This is a genomic window from Rathayibacter sp. VKM Ac-2803 (assembly GCF_009807175.1).
In the GTDB taxonomy this organism is placed as follows: domain Bacteria; phylum Actinomycetota; class Actinomycetes; order Actinomycetales; family Microbacteriaceae; genus Rathayibacter.
On the sequence record NZ_WUCD01000001.1, the window covers coordinates 1,927,459 to 1,945,844 of the forward strand.

Sequence of the window (18,386 nt, forward strand, 5' to 3'; positions counted from 1 at the left end):
CGCAACCGTCTGCGCGACGTCTGCGGGTTTGCGACACTGGAGCCCGTGACCGCCTCCGAGAACGCCCTCAGTCCCGCCGACGAGAAGATCCGCTGGCGCGCCTTCGCCATCAGCGTGGCGGTCGCGGCGATCACCATCCTCGACCTCTCGAAGGTCAACGTGGGCCTGCCCTCGATCGAGAAGGCGCTGTCGGCCGACGCGAGCCAGCTGCAGCTCATCGTGGCCGGCTACGCGCTCGCCTTCGGTCTCGCCCTCGTGCCGGCCGGCCGCCTCGGCGACCTGCGCTCCCGGCGCCTGCTCTTCCTGATCGGGCTCACCGCCTTCACGGTGACGAGCCTGCTCTGCGCGATCGCGCCCAGCATCGAGATCCTCGTCGTGGCGCGGTTCCTCCAGGGCGTCGCGGCCGGCATCCAGATGCCGCAGGTGCTCGGGCTGGTGCAGCAGATGTTCACCGGCGCGGAGCGGGCTCGGGCGTTCGGCGTGTTCGGCGCGGTGATCGGCCTGTCGACCGCCTTCGGGCCGACGCTCGGCGGGCTCCTCATCGCGATCGGCGGCGACGAGGACGGCTGGCGCCTCCTGTTCTGGATGAACATCCCGCTCGGAGTGGTCGCGCTCGCCTTCGCCTGGCGGCTCCTGCCGCGCACGCACCGGAAGCCGGACGGCGACACCTCCCTCGACCCCGTCGGCCTGCTGCTGCTCGCGGTCGCGATCTTCGCCTTCATGCTCCCGTTCCTCCTGACGACGGGGAGCTCCTCCGACTCGCCGTTCCGGTGGTTCTGGCTGCTCCTGGCGGCCGCAGCGGCCTTCGCCTTCGTGAAGTGGGAGGCGCACTACGCGGGTCTCGGGCGGACTCCGGTGATCGACTTCCGGATCTTCCGCACCAGCTCGTACCGCAACGGGATCCTCGTCGCCACGTCGTACTTCGCCGCCATCCCGGCGACCTTCCTGCTGACGACGCTGTTCCTGCAGCAGGGGCTCGGGCTGGCACCCGTCTTCGCGGGCATGGTGAGCATCCCGTTCGCCCTGACCTCGGCGGTGACGGCCTGGTACGGCGGCAAGCTCGTGCAGACCTACGGCCGGGCGCTGGTCGTGCTCGGCATCGTGCTGGTCGTCATCGGCTTCACCCTCGTGCTGCTCGCCGCCGAGCTGCTGCCGGCCGAGACCGCGGCGTACGGCATGGGAGCGGCGATGCTGGTCGCGGGAGCGGGCGGCGGATTCGTCGTCTCGCCGAACCAGACCCTCACCCTGGCCGAGATCTCTCCCGCGCAGGGCGGCGTCGCCGGCTCGGTCGGACAGCTCGGTCAGCGCGTGGGGACGGCGGTCGGCACCGCCTGCGCCTCGGCGGTCTTCTTCGCGACGCTGGCGAGCGAGCAGGGGATGGCGGAGGGGCTCGACCGCTACCACGACGCCTTCCGCAACGGCTACTTCGTGACGCTGGGGCTGATCGCGCTGGCGCTCGTGCTCGGGCTGCTCGATCTGCGCCGCCGCCGCGTGAGCGCTCGCGAGGCGGGGTAGACTGAATCCTTGTAACTCAACAGTGTGCGACGACGACCCACTCCACAGGAGTGCTCGCGGGGATGATCGGTTTCGACATTGCCTGCGAAACTGCGAGAAGCGGGTCGAGGATCCAGGGTTATCTCGTTAACGATCTCTGGAAAACACAGGTGCCGAACAGAAGCGCACCGACTTCGCTCTCGCTGCCTAAGCCAGAGTAGATAGTCCGTCAGCCCGTGGGTGCGTCCTCGCCCCGGATCCTGGCGTCATCTAGAGGACTTGCTGCGTCGTTACGCCTGAGGGCGACGCGGGACTTGCACTCGGGCTGGGCCCGTCGACCGATGCGCCGATGGTAACGGTCGGGGCCGAGCAGAACGCTCTCATCGGCTACACCCGTAGAAGGCGCAGAATCACAGCGATGGACGGGGGTTCGATTCCCCCCATCTCCACCACCGGTCGTCGTCGCACACCTCGAGCTCCGCCGAAGAGGCCGTCCAGCAGGGCGGCCTCTTCGGCGTTCCGGCGTGCCCGCGGGCGTCTGCTTCTCGCCTTCGCCCGAGGACTGACGGTGTCGGGCCTTGCCACGTCCCCGGAATGTCGGCGCCGCCGTCTACACTCTCTAGGAGATCGAGTGGGCCCGTCGGTGATGGGCTGTCGGTGACTGAGGGAGCGACGATGGCGGAAACGGCGACGCGTGAGTCGGGTGCACTGACGGTACGAGAGCGCAAGCTGGCCGAGGTCGCAGCGCGTGCAGCGGCGGTAAACGATCGTGAGCATGAGCGGGAGCTCGGCTACTACGTGAGCGCGAGCATGTCCGACCAGATCAGGCGTCCGGCGTAGGTCCCCTCTCGCTCGAGTCGCGGCCGCTTTTACGGTCGAGGTCGGAGCACCTGCGTTCCAGCTGCTGTCATCGCCTCCTTCAGTCGATCGATGTCGTCGAGGGAGAGCCCATGGAAGCGGTCCATCAGGTGGGCATCCTCAAGGCCGGCCAGCGTGATCACGCCCGTCGGGACTGACGCGGCGTAAGGAGCACCGTCGACTGCTCGCTCGATCAGCAGCGAGAGCGGAACGCAGAAGAAGGTCTTCCATCGTGAGGCATCGTTCTCCCGGAGGCCCAGCTCGTCGAGCGCAAGCAGCTGCGGACGGCCCTGCAGGAAGGTGCTGATCGACGCATTCGGTGCGTCCGCGCGAACCTCTTCCCGGCGCAGGATGTGCTGGTCATGGAGGGGACCGGTGGAATTGGCGTAGAGAGTGAGAGTGCGGTTTCGGGCGGTCGGGTTGATCCGAACCCACGTCTCCAGGCGCAGAGACTGGTTCTCGACGGCAGTTCCGCCGAGGATCACGGAGATGTCGTCGTGAAGCGCCCGAACCAGCGTCTCGTACGCCGCGTGCGGCGTCGGCGAGTTGGTCCCCCACTCGTCGATCCACGACGCGAGGCGTGCCTCGTAGCTGATGCCGGTGGACACGTCGCGATATCGGCGGGTGGACGGACTTCGATGCAAGCGGATCGCCAGGTCGAGTTCCTTGACGAACTGAGCTGTCTGCGCATGACTGAGCGGGTGCAACAGGTGTATTCCGAGGTGCGCGCCGCGACCGCCGACCATCTCGTCGACGTCTTTCTGCGTCAGCTCCTTCTCGACACCTCCGACGGCGACATAGCCGGTGTTGTACGTGCTCGGGTCGAGTGCTGCTGCTGAGGGAATCAGGGCGAAGCGCCGTGTGATGGAATCGGCCGTCTTGGTGAGGGCGAGCGCTTGGACGAGCGGCGCATCCGTGACGCTGGCGCCTGCCGCGAGCATGGCGCTGTCGGTCAGGTACTCGCGCAGCACTCGCGTGACGGCTGCGTGGGAGCGGGCGTAGCTGAACTCGTCGAGCACGATCGTGCCCTCCGTGGGTTGGCCGGGACGGGCTACCCGTCCATGGAGGTAGACGATCCTCACCATCGCCTCGGTACCGATCGGAGCGATCATCTCCTGCACTGTCCACTCATCGTCCGAAGGCTGTTCCGGGGAGACCAGCCTCTCGAGTCCAGGGATCTCGTCGCCACCGCGCGCGGCGATCTCCTTGACGGCTGTGGAGAACTCCTCTTCGAGGTAAACGTCGTAGTTCGTCGTGATGACCGTCACCTTGCGCAGTCGCTGGGAGGCGACCAGCGCGAGCCGAGCCAGGTTCGCGAGGAGAGAGCCCTCGCTCCATCCGTTGTCCTCGTAGAGGACCCGCTGCAGGATGCTCGTCAGCAGGTCGTTCGCGACCTCCGGCTTGCCCTCCGTGAAGTACTCGGTGATGACCGACGCGCGCTGCTCCTCTTCGCTGAGATGTGACAAGAGAAAGTCGATCGCCTTGAGCTGACGCTCCCGATGGGGCCGTCCATGGCGAGCCGCTTCCTCGAACACCTGCTGCAGCAGTCGCGTCCAGGAGAGACCGGTCCGGTCGATACTGACCCCCGCGCCGCAGTAGAGCACGAGTTCGTCCGCGGAGGACAGTGCATCGAGCGCGTCGAGGGTCGCCTTCTCACGGAGGAAGAAAAGAGGGCTATCCGGCATGCAGCTCCCTTGCAGCGGTGTGTTCTCGGCCGATCCTAGCGAGCAAGGTTCTCCGTGCTCGCGCCGCAGTCCTAGCCCCGCAGAAGTCGTTCGCCTCTCAGCAGCGCTGGACTCGAGAGCGTCCCGCGAAGAGTGTGATCAGCGGGCGGCCCCGAAGAGGCTGCCCGCGGCGGGTCCGGTGGTCGGGTCGAACACCGCGCAGAAGACGGTGCGGTCGCCGTGGCGCCAGCTGACCTCGGAGGGGACGAAGCTGCGGTACTCGAGGGCGGAGTCGCCGTAGGCGATCCCGATGGTGGGCGGGAACTCGGGCTCGCAGGCGGCCTCGGCCTGGGCGAGGAGCGTGTTCCTGCTGGTGTAGTCGGCGCCGGGCTGCGCGAAGGCGTGGAAGACCTCGAGGTCGTGCACGTCCGCGCAGGGGACGAGGTCGACGTCGGCGACGCGATCGTCGTCGGGCTCGAGCAGGCAGTCGCCCTTGCGGACCGAGAACGCGTCGCCGACGCCCGCGGTCACCACCACTCCGCCCTCGTCGCGCACCGCCTCCGGAGCGCCGGAGCCGACCACGGAGGAGCAGCCCGCGAGGGGCAGCGCGAGCGCCACCGCGATCAGCGCGCCGGTGCGCCGCCTCATCGGCGCGCCGCGATGCGGAGCACGGTGTCGTGCAGGACGCCGTTGGTCGCGAGGGCGCTGCCGTGCCACGGCCCCGGCTCGCCGTCGACGGAGGTGAACCGGCCGCCCGCCTCCTCGACGATCGGCACGAGCGCCGCCAGGTCGTAGGGCTTCACGTCGAACTCGCCCGCGCCGTCGATGAGGCCCTCGGCGACGAGCATGTAGGCCCAGGCATCGCCGTACGCGCGATCGCGGAAGACCGAGCGGGCGAGTTCGAGGAGCTGCTCGAGGCGGCCGGCTCCGTCCCACTGCTGGATGCTGTTGTAGCTGAAGGTCGCGTCGGCGAGATCGGCGACCTGCGAGACGCGGATGCGACGCGGCTCCGCGCCGTCGAGCACCCACGCGCCCGATCCCGTCGCCGCCCACCAGCGCTTGCCGAGCGCGGGGGAGGAGACGACTCCGACCACCGGCACCCCGTCGACGGCGAGGGAGATCAGCGTCGCCCAGATCGGCACGCCGCGCAGGAAGTGGGCGGTGCCGTCGATCGGATCGAGGATCCACTGCCGCCGGGGATCGCCGCCCGAGGTGCCGAACTCCTCGCCGAGGATCGAGTCGTCGGGGCGCTCGGCGTCGAGCAGCCCGCGGATCGCCTCCTCGACCGCGCGGTCGGCGTCGGTCACGGGCGTGTGGTCGGGCTTGGTGGTGACGACGAGGTCGAGAGCACGGAACCTCTCGCGGGAGATCGCGTCGGCGGCGTCGGCGAGACGGAGGGCGAGGCGGAGGTCGTCGTCGAGAGTCACGGGCTCCACGATACCGGCGGGGCTCTCGAGGACCCCGGCACCGCCGCCGGCCCGTCGATTTGACGAACCGCGCGGGAGTCACCTAGTGTTATCCCTCGGTTCGGCATGCACTGTTCGCCGGTCCGAACGCACCTCTAGCTCAATCGGCAGAGCAACTGACTCTTAATCAGTGGGTTCTCGGTTCAAGTCCGAGGGGGTGCACCCTCCGAAACGCTCGCCCCGGCATCATCGCCGAGTCGGGCGTTTCGTCGTTCAGCGTCGAGCTCCGGATCGCCTCTCTGCAGGCACCCCCACGCAGGCCACGCCGAACGAAAGGCACTCATGCCCGAAGACGTCCTCTCCGAGATCGGCACGATCGCGCTGGCCGTGGTCATCGCCGTCGTCGTCGCCGTCGTCGTCACCGCTCTGGTGGCGCTCGTCGTCCGCTCGATCGGCAAGCGCAAGACCTGGGCGCGCCTGCTCATCCGCCGCGTGCGGATCCCTTTCCGGGTGCTCCTGATCACGATCGCCGTCTGGGTGGCGCTCGCCGCGACCGTGTCGGGCGAGGTCTGGCCGGGTCTGGTCGACCGGATCTTCCAGATCGCGACGATCGGAGCGGCGGCGTGGCTCGTCGGGGCGCTCTTCGTCTTCCTCGAGGATCTCGGCGCCGAGCGCTACCGCACCGACACCGCCGACAACCGGCGCGCTCGACGCCTCCGCACGCAGATGACGATCATCCGGCGGGTGGCCGTCGCCGCCGTCGTCGTGGTCGCGCTCGGAGCCTCTCTCCTGACCTTCCCCGAGGCGCGGACCGCGGGAGCGAGCGTGCTCGCCTCGGCCGGTGTGCTCTCGATCGTGGCCGGCCTCGCTGTGCAGTCGAGCCTGACCAACATCTTCGCGGGGATGCAGCTCGCCTTCAGCGACGCGATCCGCCTCGACGACGTCGTGATCGTCGAGGGCGAGTGGGGGCGGATCGAGGAGATCACGCTGACCTACGTCGTCGTGCACCTGTGGGACGACCGCCGCCTCGTGCTGCCGACCAACTACTTCACCACCCAGCCGTTCCAGAACTGGACCCGCACCGGATCCGAGCTGCTCGGCGCCGTCGAGCTCGACCTCGACTGGCGCGTGCGGCCCGACGAAATGCGGGAGGAGCTGCACCGGATCCTCGAGGAGACCGACCTCTGGGACCAGCGCGTGAGCGTGCTGCAGGTGACGGACGCCGTCGGCGGGTACGTCCGCATCCGCGTGCTCGTGACCGCCAAGGACGCGCCCACGCTGTTCGACCTGCGCTGCTACGTCCGCGAGCGGCTCGTCACCTGGCTGCACGAGAGCGACCCCGTCGCCCTCCCGCGCCAGCGCGTCGAGATGCAGCAGGCGGAGGAGCGGAGCGCCGGCGGTGTCGCGCCCCGCACGCACGCCCACTCGTCGCCCGACAACCTGTTCTCGGGCGACCGCGCATCGGACGAGCGCGGCGCCCTGTTCACGGGCCTGATCGACCTGCGCGACACTCCGAAGAAGGAGTAGCGCAGGCCGATCGGCCCGGCCGCTCAGCGCCCGATGGACGACATGTCGGCGTACCTGTCGCCGACCGGCGCCTCGACCGCACCGAGCGCGGCGAGCTGCTCGTCGGTGAGCTCGAGCGCGTCGGCCGCGGCGTTCTCCTCGATCCGCGACACCCGCTTGGTGCCGGGGATCGGGGCGATGTCGTCGCCCTGGGCGAGCAGCCAGGCGAGGGCCACCTGGGCGGGGGTCGCGTCCGCCTCGGCGGCCACCCGGTCGACCTCCTCCACGATCCGGAGGTTCGCCTCGAGCGCGCCGCCTGCGAAGCGCGGGTTGTCGCGCCGGAAGTCGTCCGCCCCGAGTGAGTCGACCGAGCGGATCGCGCCGGTGAGGAAGCCGCGGCCCAGCGGGGAGTAGGGCACGAAGCCGATGCCGAGCTCGCGCAGCACCGGGAGCACCTCGGCCTCGGGGTCGCGGGTCCAGAGCGAGTACTCCGACTGCAGGGCGGTGACCGGGTGGACGGCGTGCGCGCGGCGGATCGTCGCGGGTGCCGCCTCCGACAGGCCGTAGGCCAGGATCTTGCCCTCCTGGATCAGCTCGGCGAAGGCGCCCGCCGTGTCCTCGACCGGAACGCCCGGGTCCATCCGGTGCTGGTAGTAGAGGTCGATCCGGTCGGTGCCGAGGCGGCGGAGGGACCCCTCGACCGCGAGCCGGAGGTTCTCGGGCGAGCCGTCGAGACCGCGCTCGCCCGTGGTGCGGTGGAGCATCATGCCGAACTTGCTGGCCAGCACCACCTCGTCGCGGCGGTCGGCCAGCGCGCGGCCGACCAGCTCCTCGTTCGTGTAGGGGCCGTAGATCTCGGCGGTGTCGACGAAGGTGACGCCGAGGTCGAGGGCGCGGTGGATCGTGCGGATCGACTCAGCGTCGTCGGTGCCGGCTCCGGTGTAGAAGGCCGACATGCCCATGGCGCCGAGGCCGAGGCGCGAGACGTGGAGGGCGGCGGGGCCGGATCCGAGGGTGATGGTCTTCATGGGGCGGTGGTCCTCTCCTGGTATGCGGCGATCTTGATGTCGATCGCGACGAGGCTGGCGTGCGTCCGGGCGAGCTGCGCCTCCACGTCGGCGCGGTGCGCCTGGAGGAGCGCGAGGCGCTCGGGTTCGCTGTCCTGTCCGATCCTGACCAGCTCCGCGTACTCGCGGATGCGCGCGATCGGCATCCCCGTCGAGCGCAGCCTGGTCAGGAAGTCGACCCAGCCGATGTCCGCGGGGCGGTAGCGGCGGTGACGGGACGAGGCGCGCTCGATCGCGTCGAGCATGAGCCCCGCCTGCTCGTAGTACCGCAGCGTGTGCACGGTGAGACCGGTGACGGCGGCGACCTCCGAGATCGAGAGCGCGCTGTCATCGGTCCGCTCGGGAGCGGTTCGGCTGGTGGACACGGCGTCAACCTACGACCTCGAGTGCACTCGAGGTCAAGCGAGGCCGGCGAGGAACTCCGTGACGGCGTCGGTGATCGCGCGGTCCGCCTCCTCGTGGCTGATCGTCGCCGTGCCGTCGCCGGGCTGCGGGCCGTACCAGCCGAAGTCGGCGTGGTTCGCCCCGTCGATCTCGACCAGGTCGGCGTCGGCCGGGAGCTGGTCGCGGGCGGCGTCGACCTTCGCGGGGGTGCTCAGGCCGTCCTCCGAGCCGCTGACGCTCAGGGCGGGGAGCCCGGACTCGGAGAGGTCGTTCGCGCAGTAGCTCCCGAAGAGCACGAGCCCCGCCACCTCGGGATCCTCGGCCCACTGGCACGCCTTGACGCCGCCGAGCGAGTGCCCGCCGACGAGCCAGCGGTCGACGCAGTCGGCCTGCTGCGTGAAGCTCTCGAGCGAGCGCAGGTCGAAGAACGCGAGGTTGAGGATCGGACGGGTGATCACCACCGTCGCGCCCTCGTCGACGAGCGGGGCGAGTGTGGCCTCGTACGACTGCGCGTCGACCTTGGCGCCCGGGACGAAGACGAGACCCGTCCCGGCCAGATCGCTGCTGGAGGAGGCGGCGGTCGGCGTCATCACGATCGCCGAGGGGGTGCGCTCGACGCTGACGCCGGCGTCCGTGCGGACGCCCGCGAGCGCCTCCTCGTCGGGGCCCATCACGATCGACGACCAGGTCAGGAAGCCCAGCACCGCGACCGCCAGGAGCCCGCCCACGATCAGCAGGACGAGGCGGAGGGGCCGGCGCCGGCGACGCGCGCTCATCGGTTCGCCGCGATCGCGTCGGCCGCCTGCACCAGCGCCAGGTGCGAGAGCGCCTGCGGGGTGTTGCCCGCGTGCCGGCACTGCTCGACGTCGTACTCCTCCGAGAGCAGCCCGACGTCGTTGCAGAGCCCGACCAGCCGCGTCATCAGGGCCTGGGCGTCGTCGATCCGGCCCGAGTACGCGTACTGCCGCACGAGCCAGAACGAGCACGCGACGAACGGATGCTCGCCGCCGGCGAGTCCGTCGACCGACGACTCGGTGCGGTAGCGGTGCAGCAGCCCGTCCTGCAGCAGGACCCGCTCGAGCTCGGCGACGGTGCCGAGCATCCGCGGATCGTCGGCCTCGACGAAGCCGACCATGGGCAGGACCAGGAGCGACGCGTCGACCTCGCTCGATCCGTACGACTGCACGAAGTGGCCGCGGTCGGCGTCGAAGCCCTGCGCCTCGATCTCGGCCCGCACCCGATCGCGCAGCGCCTCCCACGTCTCGAGGGAACCCTCGAGCCCGCACTCGCGGACGGCGCGGACGCCTCGATCCAGCGCCGCCCAGATCATCACCCGCGAGTGGGTGAAGTGCCGGGGCTCGCCCCGGATCTCCCAGATGCCGTTGTCGGGCCGCTGCCAGTTGTCCTCGACGTAGCCGAGCAGCGCCCGCTGCAGGGGCCAGGAGAACTCGGTCTCGTCGACCCCCGCGAGCCGCGCCTCGTGCAGCGCGACCATGACCTCGCCGATGACGTCGGCCTGGTACTGATCGACCGCCGCGTTGCCGATCCGCACCGGCGAGGCGCCGTCGTAGCCGGCCAGGCTCGGCATGGTGCGCTCGAGCAGATCGCGCTCGCCGGCGAGCCCGTACATGATCTGCACGTCCTCGGGGGCGCCCGCGACCGCGCGCAGCAGCCACGCGCGCCACTTCTCGGCCTCCTGCTCGAAGCCGTGCGCGAGCAGCGCCTGCAGCGTCAGCGAGGCGTCGCGGAGCCACACGTAGCGGTAGTCCCAGTTGCGGCTCCCGCCGAACTGCTCGGGGAGCGAGGTGGTCGCCGCCGCGACGATGCCGCCGGTCTCGTCGTCGGTCAGGGCGCGGAGGGTGAGCAGCGAGCGGACGACGGCCTCGCGGTGCGGTCCGTCGTAGCGGATCGACTCCGCCCACGTGCTCCACCACGAGATCGTGCGCTCGAGGGCGCTGTCGACGTCGAGCCGCTTGGGGGCCCGGCGATGCGACGGGAACCAGGCCATCGAGAGGTCGACCGTCTCGCCCGCGGCCACGTCGAACTCGGCGGAGTGCACATGGTCGGTGGCCGTCAGGCGCATGCCGCGCACCACGACCGCGTCGGGGCCGGCGACCGCGACGAGCAGCGGATCCTCGTCCGTGCCCTCCTGGCGCACCCACGGCAGCGTCCGCGCGTAGTCGAAGCGGATGCGCAGCTCCTGGCGCATCCGCACCGTGCCCGAGACGCCCCGGACGCGCCGGACCAGTTCGGCGCGCTCGTCGCGCAGCGGCATCACGTCGAGCACCTCGACGACTCCGGTGGAGGTGGTCCAGCGCGTGACCAGCGCGAGCGTCTCGCCCAGGTAGTGGCGCTCGACGGTGGCATCGGCCTCGAGCGGACGCAGCGACCAGCGGCCCTGGTCGTCGCCGCCCAGCAGCGCACCGAAGATCGAGGCGGAGTCGAAGCGGGGGAGGCAGAGCCAGTCGATCCCGCCGTCGCGGGAGACGAGGGCGGCGGTGCGGCAGTCGGAGAGGACGGCGTAGTCCTCGATCGGGGAGACCATGGGCTGATCCTCTCAGGACGCGCCTGCATGTCGGGCGGACACCGTGGTCTCCCAGTCAAGGCCGAGAGACGCGCTGCGAGAGCCCTCTAGGGTGAGCCGCATGCCTCAATCGGTCTCCACGCTGCTCATCCTCGGCGCGACGGGGGACCTGTCCTCCCGCCTCCTGCTGCCCGCTGTGGGGCAGCTGCTCACCCGCGAGCCCGAGCGCCGCCTCCAGCTGGTCGGCGCCGGTCGAGAGGACTGGACCCAGGAGCACTGGCACGAGGTGGTCTCCGCGTCGTTCGGCACCGAGGAGTCGACCGGCACCGGTATCGACCAGCTCGTCGCGGGCACCCGCTACCAGCAGATCGACGTCACCGATGCGGAGGCGCTCGCCGACCTGCTCGCGAGCTGCGACGGCCCCGTCGCCGTCTACTTCGCGCTGCCTCCGGCGATCGCCGCGAAGGCGTGCGACGCGCTGGCAGAGCACGAGCTGCCGGAGGGGACCGTGCTCGCTCTCGAGAAGCCGTTCGGCACCGACGAGGCCGGCGCCCGCGCGCTCAACGAGCGGCTCGCGGCCCTGGTCCCCGAGGACCGCATCCACCGCGTCGACCACTTCCTCGGGCGCGCGACGGTGATGAACATGCTGGGGCTGCGCTTCGCCAACCGCATCCTCGAGCCGCTCTGGTCGTCCGAGCACATCGAGAGCGTCGCCATCGTCTACGACGAGCAGCTCGGCCTGGAGGGGCGCGCCGGCTACTACGACGGCGCCGGTGCGATGATCGACATGATCCAGAGCCACCTCCTGCAGGTGCTCGCCGTCGTGGCGATGGAGCCGCCGTCGACGCTCGACGCGGCCGACCTCCGCGACGCGAAGGGGATCGTGCTGCGGGCGACTCGCCTCCTCGGGGACGACCCCGCGGAGAGCTCGCGCCGGGCCCGCTACACCGCGGGCACGATCGACGGCCGGGAGCTGCCCGCCTACGTCGACGAGCAGGGCGTCGACCCCGAGCGGGGCACCGAGACCCTCGCCGAGCTGACCGTCGAGATCGACACCTGGCGCTGGTCGGGCGTGCCGTTCACGCTGCGCTCGGGCAAGGCGCTGGGGGAGCGCCGCCGCGAGGTGGTCATCCGCTTCAAGCCCGTGCCGCACCTGCCGGCGGGCTTCCACGGCACCGAGGAGCCCTCGGTGCTGCGGCTGTTCCTGGCTCCCGACCAGATGTCGCTCGAGCTGAACATCAACGGCCCGGGTGATCCCTACTCGCTCGAGCGCGCCTCGCTCGACGCGACCTTCGGTGCCGGCGAGCTGCTCGCCTACGGCGAGGTCATCTCGGGGATCCTCGACGACGACCCGTCGCTCTCGGTCCGCGGCGACGCGGCCGAGGAGTGCTGGCGGATCGTGCAGCCCGCGATCGACGCGTGGCGCTCGGACGCCGTGCCCCTCGACGACTACGCCGCCGGCAGCCGCGGCCCCGAGGCCTGGCCGACCGTCTGACCGGCGACGTCGCCGCCCGGCACTGCCCGCAGGAGCGGCGCCCGCTGCCAGCATGCTGGTCGAGCCCGCAGCCCCGCAGGGGCGTATCGAGACCCACCAGCTTCAGCCGATGAGGCGTCTGCCCTCACCGTCTGAAGGACGTGGATCTCGATACGCCCGCGGCGCGGGCTACTCGATCAGCATGCTGGCGGCGGGACGCCGTCCTGCTACTGAAGACGCGTGACCCGGCGACGGCGGGCTCAGCGGGCGGAGTCGGCGGCGGCCGGGGCGTCGGCGCGCTCGGACTGCGCCGGATCGGCCCAGACGGCGATCGGCTGCGGGTCCCAGGTCAGGGCCGCGGGCTCGGTCGCGGTCACCGGGGGAGTCGACGCGGTCATCACGGGGATCGCCTCGGTGATCGGGCTCGAGGTGGCCTCCACGCCGGCGCGGAGCTGCTGCGCCTGGATCGCGGAGGAGAGCTCGTGTGCGAGCGAGCGCGCGAGCATGCCGTGGAAGATCGGATCCCGGTCGTCGTGGCTGCGACGGGTGACGACCCAGGCGCCCTCGGCTCCGACGAACGCCGCGAGGCGCTCGTGCACGACGGCGAAGAGCTCGTCCTGCGTGAGCGCGGGAGCCGCGACGACCTCGGGGGCCGGCTGGCGGCGCCTCAGATGAAACCTCATGACGAACCCCGTTTCCCGTGCACCTGGCGGTATGGACACCAGTGTCGCCGGGTCACGGGGACGAGCCGGGCTGACACGCCGCGGCCGCGGCACGCGGCGCGTCAGGGGGCGGGGGAGCGGCCGCTCAGCGGTCGCGCTTCTTGCCCTTCGACTCCTTCGCGAGCTCCTTGGAGTCGTACGAGACCGAGCCGAGTGCGACCGCGACGGCGATCGCCCAGCTGACCCACTGCAGAGCCAGACGCCAGTCGCGCGGACCCTTGCGGGTCGTCTGGAGAATGGACCAGCCGCCGACCATCGCGCTGATGACGCTCGAGTTGAGGATGAACTTGCGCATCGATTGCCTCCCGTGTTCATGACGACGCTAGCGGGCTGATCGGGCTCTCAGGGACGGTTGACACCGCACGGTGGTTCGGCCCGCTACGGTGGACCGCCACCGACGACGGTCGGCGCCGAGAGGAACGGGTACGTCATGCGCACGGCGGTGATCGGGGCGGTGCTCCTCGTGCTCGGAGGCGTCGCCGTCGTCACGGGCGTCCTCCAGCTGGACGCGCTGGGCGAGCTGGTGGAGCGCACGGCTCCCATCCTCGCGTTCGTCGTCGCCGTGACGGTCGTGGCCGAGCTGGCCTCGGAGGCGGGGGTCTTCACCGTGGTCGCCGAGCGCGCCGCGGTCTGGGGGCGCGGTCGCACAGCGGGGCTGTGGCTCCTGGTGGTGGCGATGGCGATCGTCAGCACGGTGTTCCTCTCTCTCGACACCACGGCGGTGCTGCTCACACCGGTGGTGGTGCTGCTCGCGGCGCACGTGAAGGTCTCTCCGCTGCCCTTCGCGATGGCGACGGTGTGGCTGGCGAACTGCGCCTCGCTCCTGCTGCCCGTCTCCAACCTGACGAACCTGCTCGCGGAGCGACGGCTCGGCGTCGACGGCCCGCTCGCGTTCGCCGCCCTGACCGCCCTGCCCGCGCTCGTCGCCGCCGCGGTGCCCGTGCTGATCCTGGCCGTCCGCTACCGCCGCGAGCTGGCGGGCCGCTACGTGGCGGGCGTCCGCACCCCGGTCGAGGACCGCGTCCTCCTCCTCGGCGCGGGAGTCGTCGTCGCCCTGCTGCTGCCCGCGCTCGTCTCGGGGCTCGAGGTGTGGATCCCCGCGGCGGTGGCCGCCCTCGCCCTCGTGGTGCTCTTCGCGGTGCGCCGGCGCGGGGCGCTGCGCTGGTCGCTCCTGCCCTGGCAGCTGGTCGTCTTCGCCTCCGGCCTCTTCATCGCGATGGAGGCGGCGCACCAGCTCGGACTCGGGACGGCGCTCGCCGTGGTGGCCGGCGAGGGGAGCGGAGTCGGCGATCTGCTCCGGCTGGCGGGCTCGGGAGCGGTCGCGGCGAACCTGGTCGACAACCTGCCCGCCTACCTCGCCCTCGAGCCGGTCGCGTCGGATCCGGTGCGCCTCGTCGCGCTGCTGATCGGCGTGAACGCCGGGCCGCTGATCACTCCGTGGGCGTCCCTCGCGACGCTGCTCTGGCACCAGCGCCTGACCGCCCTGGGCGTCAGCATCTCGTGGCGCCAGTACGCGCTGCTCGGCCTCGTCGCGGTCGTCCCGACCGTCGGCGGAGCGGTGCTCGCGCTCGCTCTCACGCAGGCCTGATACCCGGCAGTCGTCCGGGAGGGGCTGCTAGCCTCGGCCCGTAAGAGACGGCTCGACCGACGATGGGGAACACCATTCTTCCGAACACTGCCTCCGACCCTCTCGAGAACGCCGCGGCACCCCGCAACGCGTTCGTCGTGGTCTCCAACCGCCTCCCCGTCGACCGCGTGGTCGCCGAGGACGGGACGGCCTCGTGGAAGACCTCGCCCGGTGGCCTGGTCACCGCGCTCGAGCCGGTGATGCACGCCAACGCCGGCGCCTGGGTCGGCTGGCCAGGAGTCGCCGACGAGGAGGTCGCGCCCTTCGAGAACGACGGGGTGCAGATCGTGCCCGTCGCCCTCAGCGCCCAGGAGCTCGAGGACTACTACGAGGGCTTCTCGAACGACACGCTCTGGCCGCTCTACCACGACGTGATCGCACCGCCCACCTACCACCGCGACTGGTGGGACGCCTACGTCCGCGTCAACCGCCGCTTCGCCGAGGCGGCCGCCGCGGTGACCGAGGACGGCGGAGTCGTCTGGGTGCAGGACTACCAGCTGCAGCTCGTGCCGAAGATGCTCCGCGAGCTCCGGCCCGACGTGACGATCGGCTTCTTCAACCACATCCCGTTCCCGCCCTACGGCATCTTCGCGCAGCTCCCGTGGCGCAAGCAGATCGTCGAGGGGCTGCTCGGGGCCGACGTCATCGGCTTCCAGCGCCAGGGCGACGCGGGCAGCTTCCTCCGCGCGGTCCGCCGGCTGCTCGGCTACGACACCCGCAGCACCGTGGTCGAGGTCCCGGTCGAGGAGGAGGCGGTGAGCGGCACCCGCCGCGTCAACCGCTCCCGCCGAGGGGCGAGCGTGCGGCCGGTGGTCGCCAGGCACTTCCCGATCTCGATCGACGCCGCCTCCTTCGAGGAGATGGCGCGCAGCCCCGAGATCCAGGAGCGCGCGCGGCAGATCCGCCACGACCTGGGCGACCCGCAGACGGTCATGCTCGGCGTCGACCGCCTCGACTACACCAAGGGCATCGGCCACCGTCTGAAGGCCTTCGGCGAGCTGCTGGCCGACGGGCGGCTCAGCACCGACGACGCCGTCCTCGTGCAGGTCGCCAGCCCGAGCCGCGAGCGCGTCGAGACCTACAAGCAGCTCCGCGACGACATCGAGCTGCAGGTCGGCCGCATCAACGGCGACTACGGCACCATCGGCAATCCGGCGATCAGCTACCTGCACCACGGCTACCCGCGGGAGGAGATGGTCGCCCTCTACCTCGCCGCCGACGTCATGCTCGTGACGGCCCTGCGCGACGGCATGAACCTCGTCGCCAAGGAGTACGTCGCCTCCCGCTTCGACAACGACGGCGTGCTCGTGCTGAGCGAGTTCACCGGCGCCGCCGACGAGCTCAAGCAGGCCGTGCAGGTCAACCCGCACGACATCTCGGGTCTCAAGGACGCGATCGAGGCGGCGGCTCGGATGCCGAAGGTCGAGCGCACCCGGCGGATGCGGGCGCTGCGCCGCCGCGTCCTCGAGAACGACGTCGCGCGCTGGTCCGCCAGCTTCCTCGCCGCGCTGGCCGAGCACGCCGAGGGTCAGCAGCTCGACGTGCGTCCGGCCGCGAGGGGCCAGGAGGCGCCGCTCGGCCAGGAGGCCGAGCACGACCAGGACGCCGCGTACGGCCTCGCCGCGGTCGCCCGCGAGGCGGAGGACGCGCGATGAGCACCGTGATCCCCGTGCCCGGTGTGCCGCACCAGCCCGGCGTCCCGGACCGTCTCGTGGTCGCCCTGCGCGAGCTCGCCGCCACCGAGCGGCTCCTCGTCGCCCTCGACTTCGACGGCACGCTGGCACCCGAGGTCGACGAGCCCGCGCACGCCCGCGCCCTCCCCGAGGCGCGCGAGGCCGTGCTCCGCCTGCTCGCCCTGCCCGGAACCCGCGTCGCCCTCGTCTCGGGACGCGCGCTCGAGAGCCTCGAGGAGGTCGCGCAGCTCCCCGACGAGGCCCTCCTCGTCGGCTCGCACGGCGTCGAGATCCGTCTCGACCCCGACGAGGACGCCGTGCGCCTGGACCCCTCCGAGCAGGCCAGGGTCGACGTGCTCGAGGACGTGCTGAAGGGCATCGCCCGCGGCATCGACAACGTCTGGATCGAGGACAAGCCCGCCGGCTTCGCCCTGCACACCCGCCTCGCCACCGACCGGCACAGCCGGGTCGCCCACGTCGTCGCCCTTTCGGAGGCGCGCGCCGAGGTCGAGGGCGTCCACGTCCGCGAGGGCAAGAACGTCCTCGAGTTCTCGGTCCGCTCCACCACGAAGGGCGAGGCCGTCGAGCACCTCCGCCGCTACACCGGCGCGACGGCCGTGCTCTACGCGGGCGACGACGTGACCGACGAGGACGCCTTCGCCGTCATGCGCACCGGCGACGTCGGCATCAAGAGCGGCGAGGGCACGACCTCGGCCGGCTACCGCGTCCGCGGCCCCGAGCAGGTCGCGCACGCGCTGTCGCTGCTGGCGGAGTTCCGCTCGGCGACCGACTAGCGGGCCTCGCTCCGGACTCAGCCGGCCGCCGGCACCACGTCCCAGTGCTCGCGGATGAGGCCGTCGTCGACTCGGAAGACGTCCGCCGCCAGGACGGGGTCGCCCGGCTCCGCTCTCACGCTCTGCGAGAAGGTCCAGACCAGGTCGCCGTCGCCGAGGGAGACGACCGACTCCTGCGGCGGGAACGTCGCCGACCCCGAGAAGAGCGACTTCAAGGCCTCCGTCCCGTTCGGAGCGACCGGGTTGTGCTGGAGGTAGGCGGGGTCGAACGCCGTGTCGAGGATCGAGACGTCCTGGTCGCGGAAGAGCGTGTCGTAGGCGTTCACGGCGAGCACGCGGTTGCTCTCCTCCTCCGTCTCCGATGGAGCGACCGCCGGTGCCGGAGGGTCGTAGAGGTCGCTGAACATCGTGTTGGTATTGCCGCTGGCCGGAGTGCCGGTCGCGATCGGCTGGTCGAAGGACCAGCGCTCGACGACCGTGCCGCCCTCCAGGCGGAACAGGTCGACCGCCGCCTCGCCGGTCCGCTCGTCGGCAGGATCGGACGCCACCTGGTAGTGCACGGCGACGAGCTCACCGTCGGCGGCGGTGCGCTTGACGACCGCCTGCGCTCCCGGGACCCGGCCGCGGTCGGCGGTGAACTCTGCGAGGAGTCCGCCCGGCCCCGCCTGCCGACCTGAGCCGTGCGCGACCGCATCGGCGGCGACGACCCGCTCGGCCGTCGCCGCAGCCTCCGAGGACCCGGGATCGGGGAACGCCTCCGTGTAGAGACTGAGCACGGCGGCCAGGTTCGCCTCCTCGGTCGCGGAGTCACTGCGGTCGACCGTCGAGCCGCCCTCGTCCCGGCCGCTCGCGGCGGACGGCGGAGTCGGGGACGGGTCCGTCGCGCCGGCCGAGGTGGCCCGGCACCCCGCGAGCAGCGGGACCGCGGCGAGGACGACGACGGTGCGGACGAGCGGAACGAGGACACCACGAGGCCTGGTCATGAACATCACTGTGCGGCGGGTTCCTGAGCCGGAGGTGCGATCGTCGCGGGTTTCGCTGAGAACGCACGCACCGATCGAGAGCCGCCGTGCTCGCGCGGTACCGATCCGTCACGAACGCCCCGTGTCCCGGACTGCGACGATGCGTCTGCGACCGATCGACACCGCCTCCGGAGAGCCGGAGGAGCGCGCGCGAGGCGGTAGCCTCGTCAC

At 71.3% G+C, this 18,386-nt stretch carries 16 protein-coding genes, 1 tRNA gene and 1 other RNA gene; 8 read left to right on the forward strand and 10 right to left on the reverse strand.

The window, feature by feature from the left end; genetic code table 11:
- The first annotated feature begins 45 nt into the window (after nt 1-45).
- Nucleotides 46-1,515 carry an MFS transporter gene (locus tag GRS96_RS08920; RefSeq protein ID WP_235022098.1) on the forward strand — a complete coding sequence of 490 codons (1,470 nt, stop codon included), beginning with the start codon at nt 46-48 and terminating at the stop codon, nt 1,513-1,515.
- A gap of 58 nt (nt 1,516-1,573) precedes the next feature.
- Nucleotides 1,574-1,946, forward strand: a transfer-messenger RNA (tmRNA) gene (gene ssrA / locus GRS96_RS08925).
- A 417-nt stretch (nt 1,947-2,363) separates the two neighbouring features.
- Here the strand turns inward: ssrA and GRS96_RS08930 are convergent.
- The 3 genes from GRS96_RS08930 to hisN all read right to left on the reverse strand — a co-directional run bounded on the left by GRS96_RS08930 (nt 2,364) and on the right by hisN (nt 5,443).
- Nucleotides 2,364-4,037, reverse strand: coding sequence for an SIR2 family protein (locus GRS96_RS08930; protein ID WP_159988290.1), 1,674 nt, complete (start codon nt 4,035-4,037; stop codon nt 2,364-2,366).
- Between the two features lie 138 nt (nt 4,038-4,175).
- Nucleotides 4,176-4,664 (reverse strand): septum formation family protein, encoded by a 489-nt coding sequence (locus tag GRS96_RS08935; RefSeq protein WP_159858882.1) that lies wholly within the window; start codon nt 4,662-4,664, stop codon nt 4,176-4,178.
- Nucleotides 4,661-5,443 carry a histidinol-phosphatase gene (gene hisN, locus GRS96_RS08940; protein WP_442966612.1) on the reverse strand — a complete coding sequence of 261 codons (783 nt, stop codon included), beginning with the start codon at nt 5,441-5,443 and terminating at the stop codon, nt 4,661-4,663. Before hisN ends, GRS96_RS08935 begins: the two co-directional genes overlap by 4 nt.
- A gap of 128 nt (nt 5,444-5,571) precedes the next feature.
- Here hisN and GRS96_RS08945 point away from each other — a divergent pair.
- Nucleotides 5,572-5,644 (forward strand) — tRNA-Lys (locus GRS96_RS08945).
- 120 nt (nt 5,645-5,764) lie between these two features.
- Nucleotides 5,765-6,949 carry a mechanosensitive ion channel family protein gene (locus GRS96_RS08950; RefSeq protein WP_159988292.1) on the forward strand — a complete coding sequence of 395 codons (1,185 nt, stop codon included), beginning with the start codon at nt 5,765-5,767 and terminating at the stop codon, nt 6,947-6,949.
- A 23-nt stretch (nt 6,950-6,972) separates the two neighbouring features.
- On the opposite strand, the gene GRS96_RS08955 is transcribed toward GRS96_RS08950, so the two are convergent.
- From GRS96_RS08955 to GRS96_RS08970, 4 genes are read right to left on the reverse strand one after another with little or no spacing between them, the layout of a single operon-like run.
- Nucleotides 6,973-7,956 (reverse strand): aldo/keto reductase, encoded by a 984-nt coding sequence (locus tag GRS96_RS08955; protein ID WP_159988293.1) that lies wholly within the window; start codon nt 7,954-7,956, stop codon nt 6,973-6,975.
- Nucleotides 7,953-8,360: a MerR family transcriptional regulator gene (locus tag GRS96_RS08960; protein WP_159988294.1), complete on the reverse strand. Its 408-nt coding sequence runs from the start codon at nt 8,358-8,360 to the stop codon at nt 7,953-7,955. The genes GRS96_RS08955 and GRS96_RS08960 overlap by 4 nt, the downstream gene beginning before the upstream one ends.
- A 33-nt stretch (nt 8,361-8,393) precedes the next feature.
- The gene (locus tag GRS96_RS08965; RefSeq protein ID WP_159988295.1) at nt 8,394-9,155 is read right to left on the reverse strand and encodes an alpha/beta hydrolase; all 762 of its coding nucleotides are present in this window, start codon (nt 9,153-9,155) and stop codon (nt 8,394-8,396) included.
- On the reverse strand, nt 9,152-10,924 hold the full coding sequence (locus GRS96_RS08970) for a glycoside hydrolase family 15 protein (RefSeq protein WP_159988296.1): 1,773 nt from the start codon (nt 10,922-10,924) through the stop codon (nt 9,152-9,154). The genes GRS96_RS08965 and GRS96_RS08970 overlap by 4 nt, the downstream gene beginning before the upstream one ends.
- A gap of 100 nt (nt 10,925-11,024) precedes the next feature.
- Here GRS96_RS08970 and GRS96_RS08975 point away from each other — a divergent pair, with 100 nt between their 5' ends.
- Entirely contained in the window at nt 11,025-12,398 is a 1,374-nt protein-coding gene (locus GRS96_RS08975) for a glucose-6-phosphate dehydrogenase (protein WP_204162061.1), read from the forward strand.
- 239 nt (nt 12,399-12,637) lie between these two features.
- On the opposite strand, the gene GRS96_RS08980 is transcribed toward GRS96_RS08975, so the two are convergent.
- Nucleotides 12,638-13,060, reverse strand: coding sequence for a hypothetical protein (locus tag GRS96_RS08980; RefSeq protein ID WP_159988297.1), 423 nt, complete (start codon nt 13,058-13,060; stop codon nt 12,638-12,640).
- Nucleotides 13,061-13,184: 124 nt separating this feature from the next.
- On the reverse strand, nt 13,185-13,394 hold the full coding sequence (locus tag GRS96_RS08985) for a hypothetical protein (RefSeq protein WP_056042160.1): 210 nt from the start codon (nt 13,392-13,394) through the stop codon (nt 13,185-13,187).
- Nucleotides 13,395-13,529: 135 nt separating this feature from the next.
- On the opposite strand from GRS96_RS08985, the gene GRS96_RS08990 reads away from it, so the two are divergent.
- The 3 genes from GRS96_RS08990 (at nt 13,530) to otsB (ending at nt 17,193) form a co-directional block, all read left to right on the forward strand.
- Nucleotides 13,530-14,687 carry an SLC13 family permease gene (locus tag GRS96_RS08990; RefSeq protein WP_159988298.1) on the forward strand — a complete coding sequence of 386 codons (1,158 nt, stop codon included), beginning with the start codon at nt 13,530-13,532 and terminating at the stop codon, nt 14,685-14,687.
- Nucleotides 14,688-14,749: 62 nt separating this feature from the next.
- A complete protein-coding gene (locus tag GRS96_RS08995) occupies nt 14,750-16,381 on the forward strand; it encodes an alpha,alpha-trehalose-phosphate synthase (UDP-forming) (protein WP_159858912.1) in 1,632 nt (543 codons plus the stop codon).
- A complete protein-coding gene (gene otsB, locus GRS96_RS09000) occupies nt 16,378-17,193 on the forward strand; it encodes a trehalose-phosphatase (protein WP_159988299.1) in 816 nt (271 codons plus the stop codon). Before GRS96_RS08995 ends, otsB begins: the two co-directional genes overlap by 4 nt.
- Nucleotides 17,194-17,210: 17 nt before the next feature.
- Here otsB and GRS96_RS09005 read toward each other — a convergent pair whose 3' ends face one another.
- On the reverse strand, nt 17,211-18,176 hold the full coding sequence (locus tag GRS96_RS09005; protein ID WP_204162062.1) for a nuclear transport factor 2 family protein: 966 nt from the start codon (nt 18,174-18,176) through the stop codon (nt 17,211-17,213).
- Nucleotides 18,177-18,386: the final 210 nt, after the last annotated feature.

Excerpts from the sequence above, each read along its gene's own strand:
- GRS96_RS08930 (WP_159988290.1), bottom strand. The coding sequence starts at position 4,037 with ATGCCGGATAGCCCTCTTTTCTTCCTCCGTGAGAAGGCGACCCTCGAC.
- GRS96_RS08935 (WP_159858882.1), bottom strand. The coding sequence starts at position 4,664 with ATGAGGCGGCGCACCGGCGCGCTGATCGCGGTGGCGCTCGCGCTGCCC.
- GRS96_RS08950 (WP_159988292.1), top strand. The coding sequence starts at position 5,765 with ATGCCCGAAGACGTCCTCTCCGAGATCGGCACGATCGCGCTGGCCGTG.
- GRS96_RS08955 (WP_159988293.1), bottom strand. The coding sequence starts at position 7,956 with ATGAAGACCATCACCCTCGGATCCGGCCCCGCCGCCCTCCACGTCTCG.
- GRS96_RS08965 (WP_159988295.1), bottom strand. The coding sequence starts at position 9,155 with ATGAGCGCGCGTCGCCGGCGCCGGCCCCTCCGCCTCGTCCTGCTGATC.
- GRS96_RS08970 (WP_159988296.1), bottom strand. The coding sequence starts at position 10,924 with ATGGTCTCCCCGATCGAGGACTACGCCGTCCTCTCCGACTGCCGCACC.
- GRS96_RS08975 (WP_204162061.1), top strand. The coding sequence starts at position 11,025 with ATGCCTCAATCGGTCTCCACGCTGCTCATCCTCGGCGCGACGGGGGAC.
- GRS96_RS08980 (WP_159988297.1), bottom strand. The coding sequence starts at position 13,060 with ATGAGGTTTCATCTGAGGCGCCGCCAGCCGGCCCCCGAGGTCGTCGCG.
- GRS96_RS08985 (WP_056042160.1), bottom strand. The coding sequence starts at position 13,394 with ATGCGCAAGTTCATCCTCAACTCGAGCGTCATCAGCGCGATGGTCGGC.
- GRS96_RS08990 (WP_159988298.1), top strand. The coding sequence starts at position 13,530 with ATGCGCACGGCGGTGATCGGGGCGGTGCTCCTCGTGCTCGGAGGCGTC.
- GRS96_RS08995 (WP_159858912.1), top strand. The coding sequence starts at position 14,750 with ATGGGGAACACCATTCTTCCGAACACTGCCTCCGACCCTCTCGAGAAC.
- otsB (WP_159988299.1), top strand. The coding sequence starts at position 16,378 with ATGAGCACCGTGATCCCCGTGCCCGGTGTGCCGCACCAGCCCGGCGTC.
- GRS96_RS09005 (WP_204162062.1), bottom strand. The coding sequence starts at position 18,176 with ATGACCAGGCCTCGTGGTGTCCTCGTTCCGCTCGTCCGCACCGTCGTC.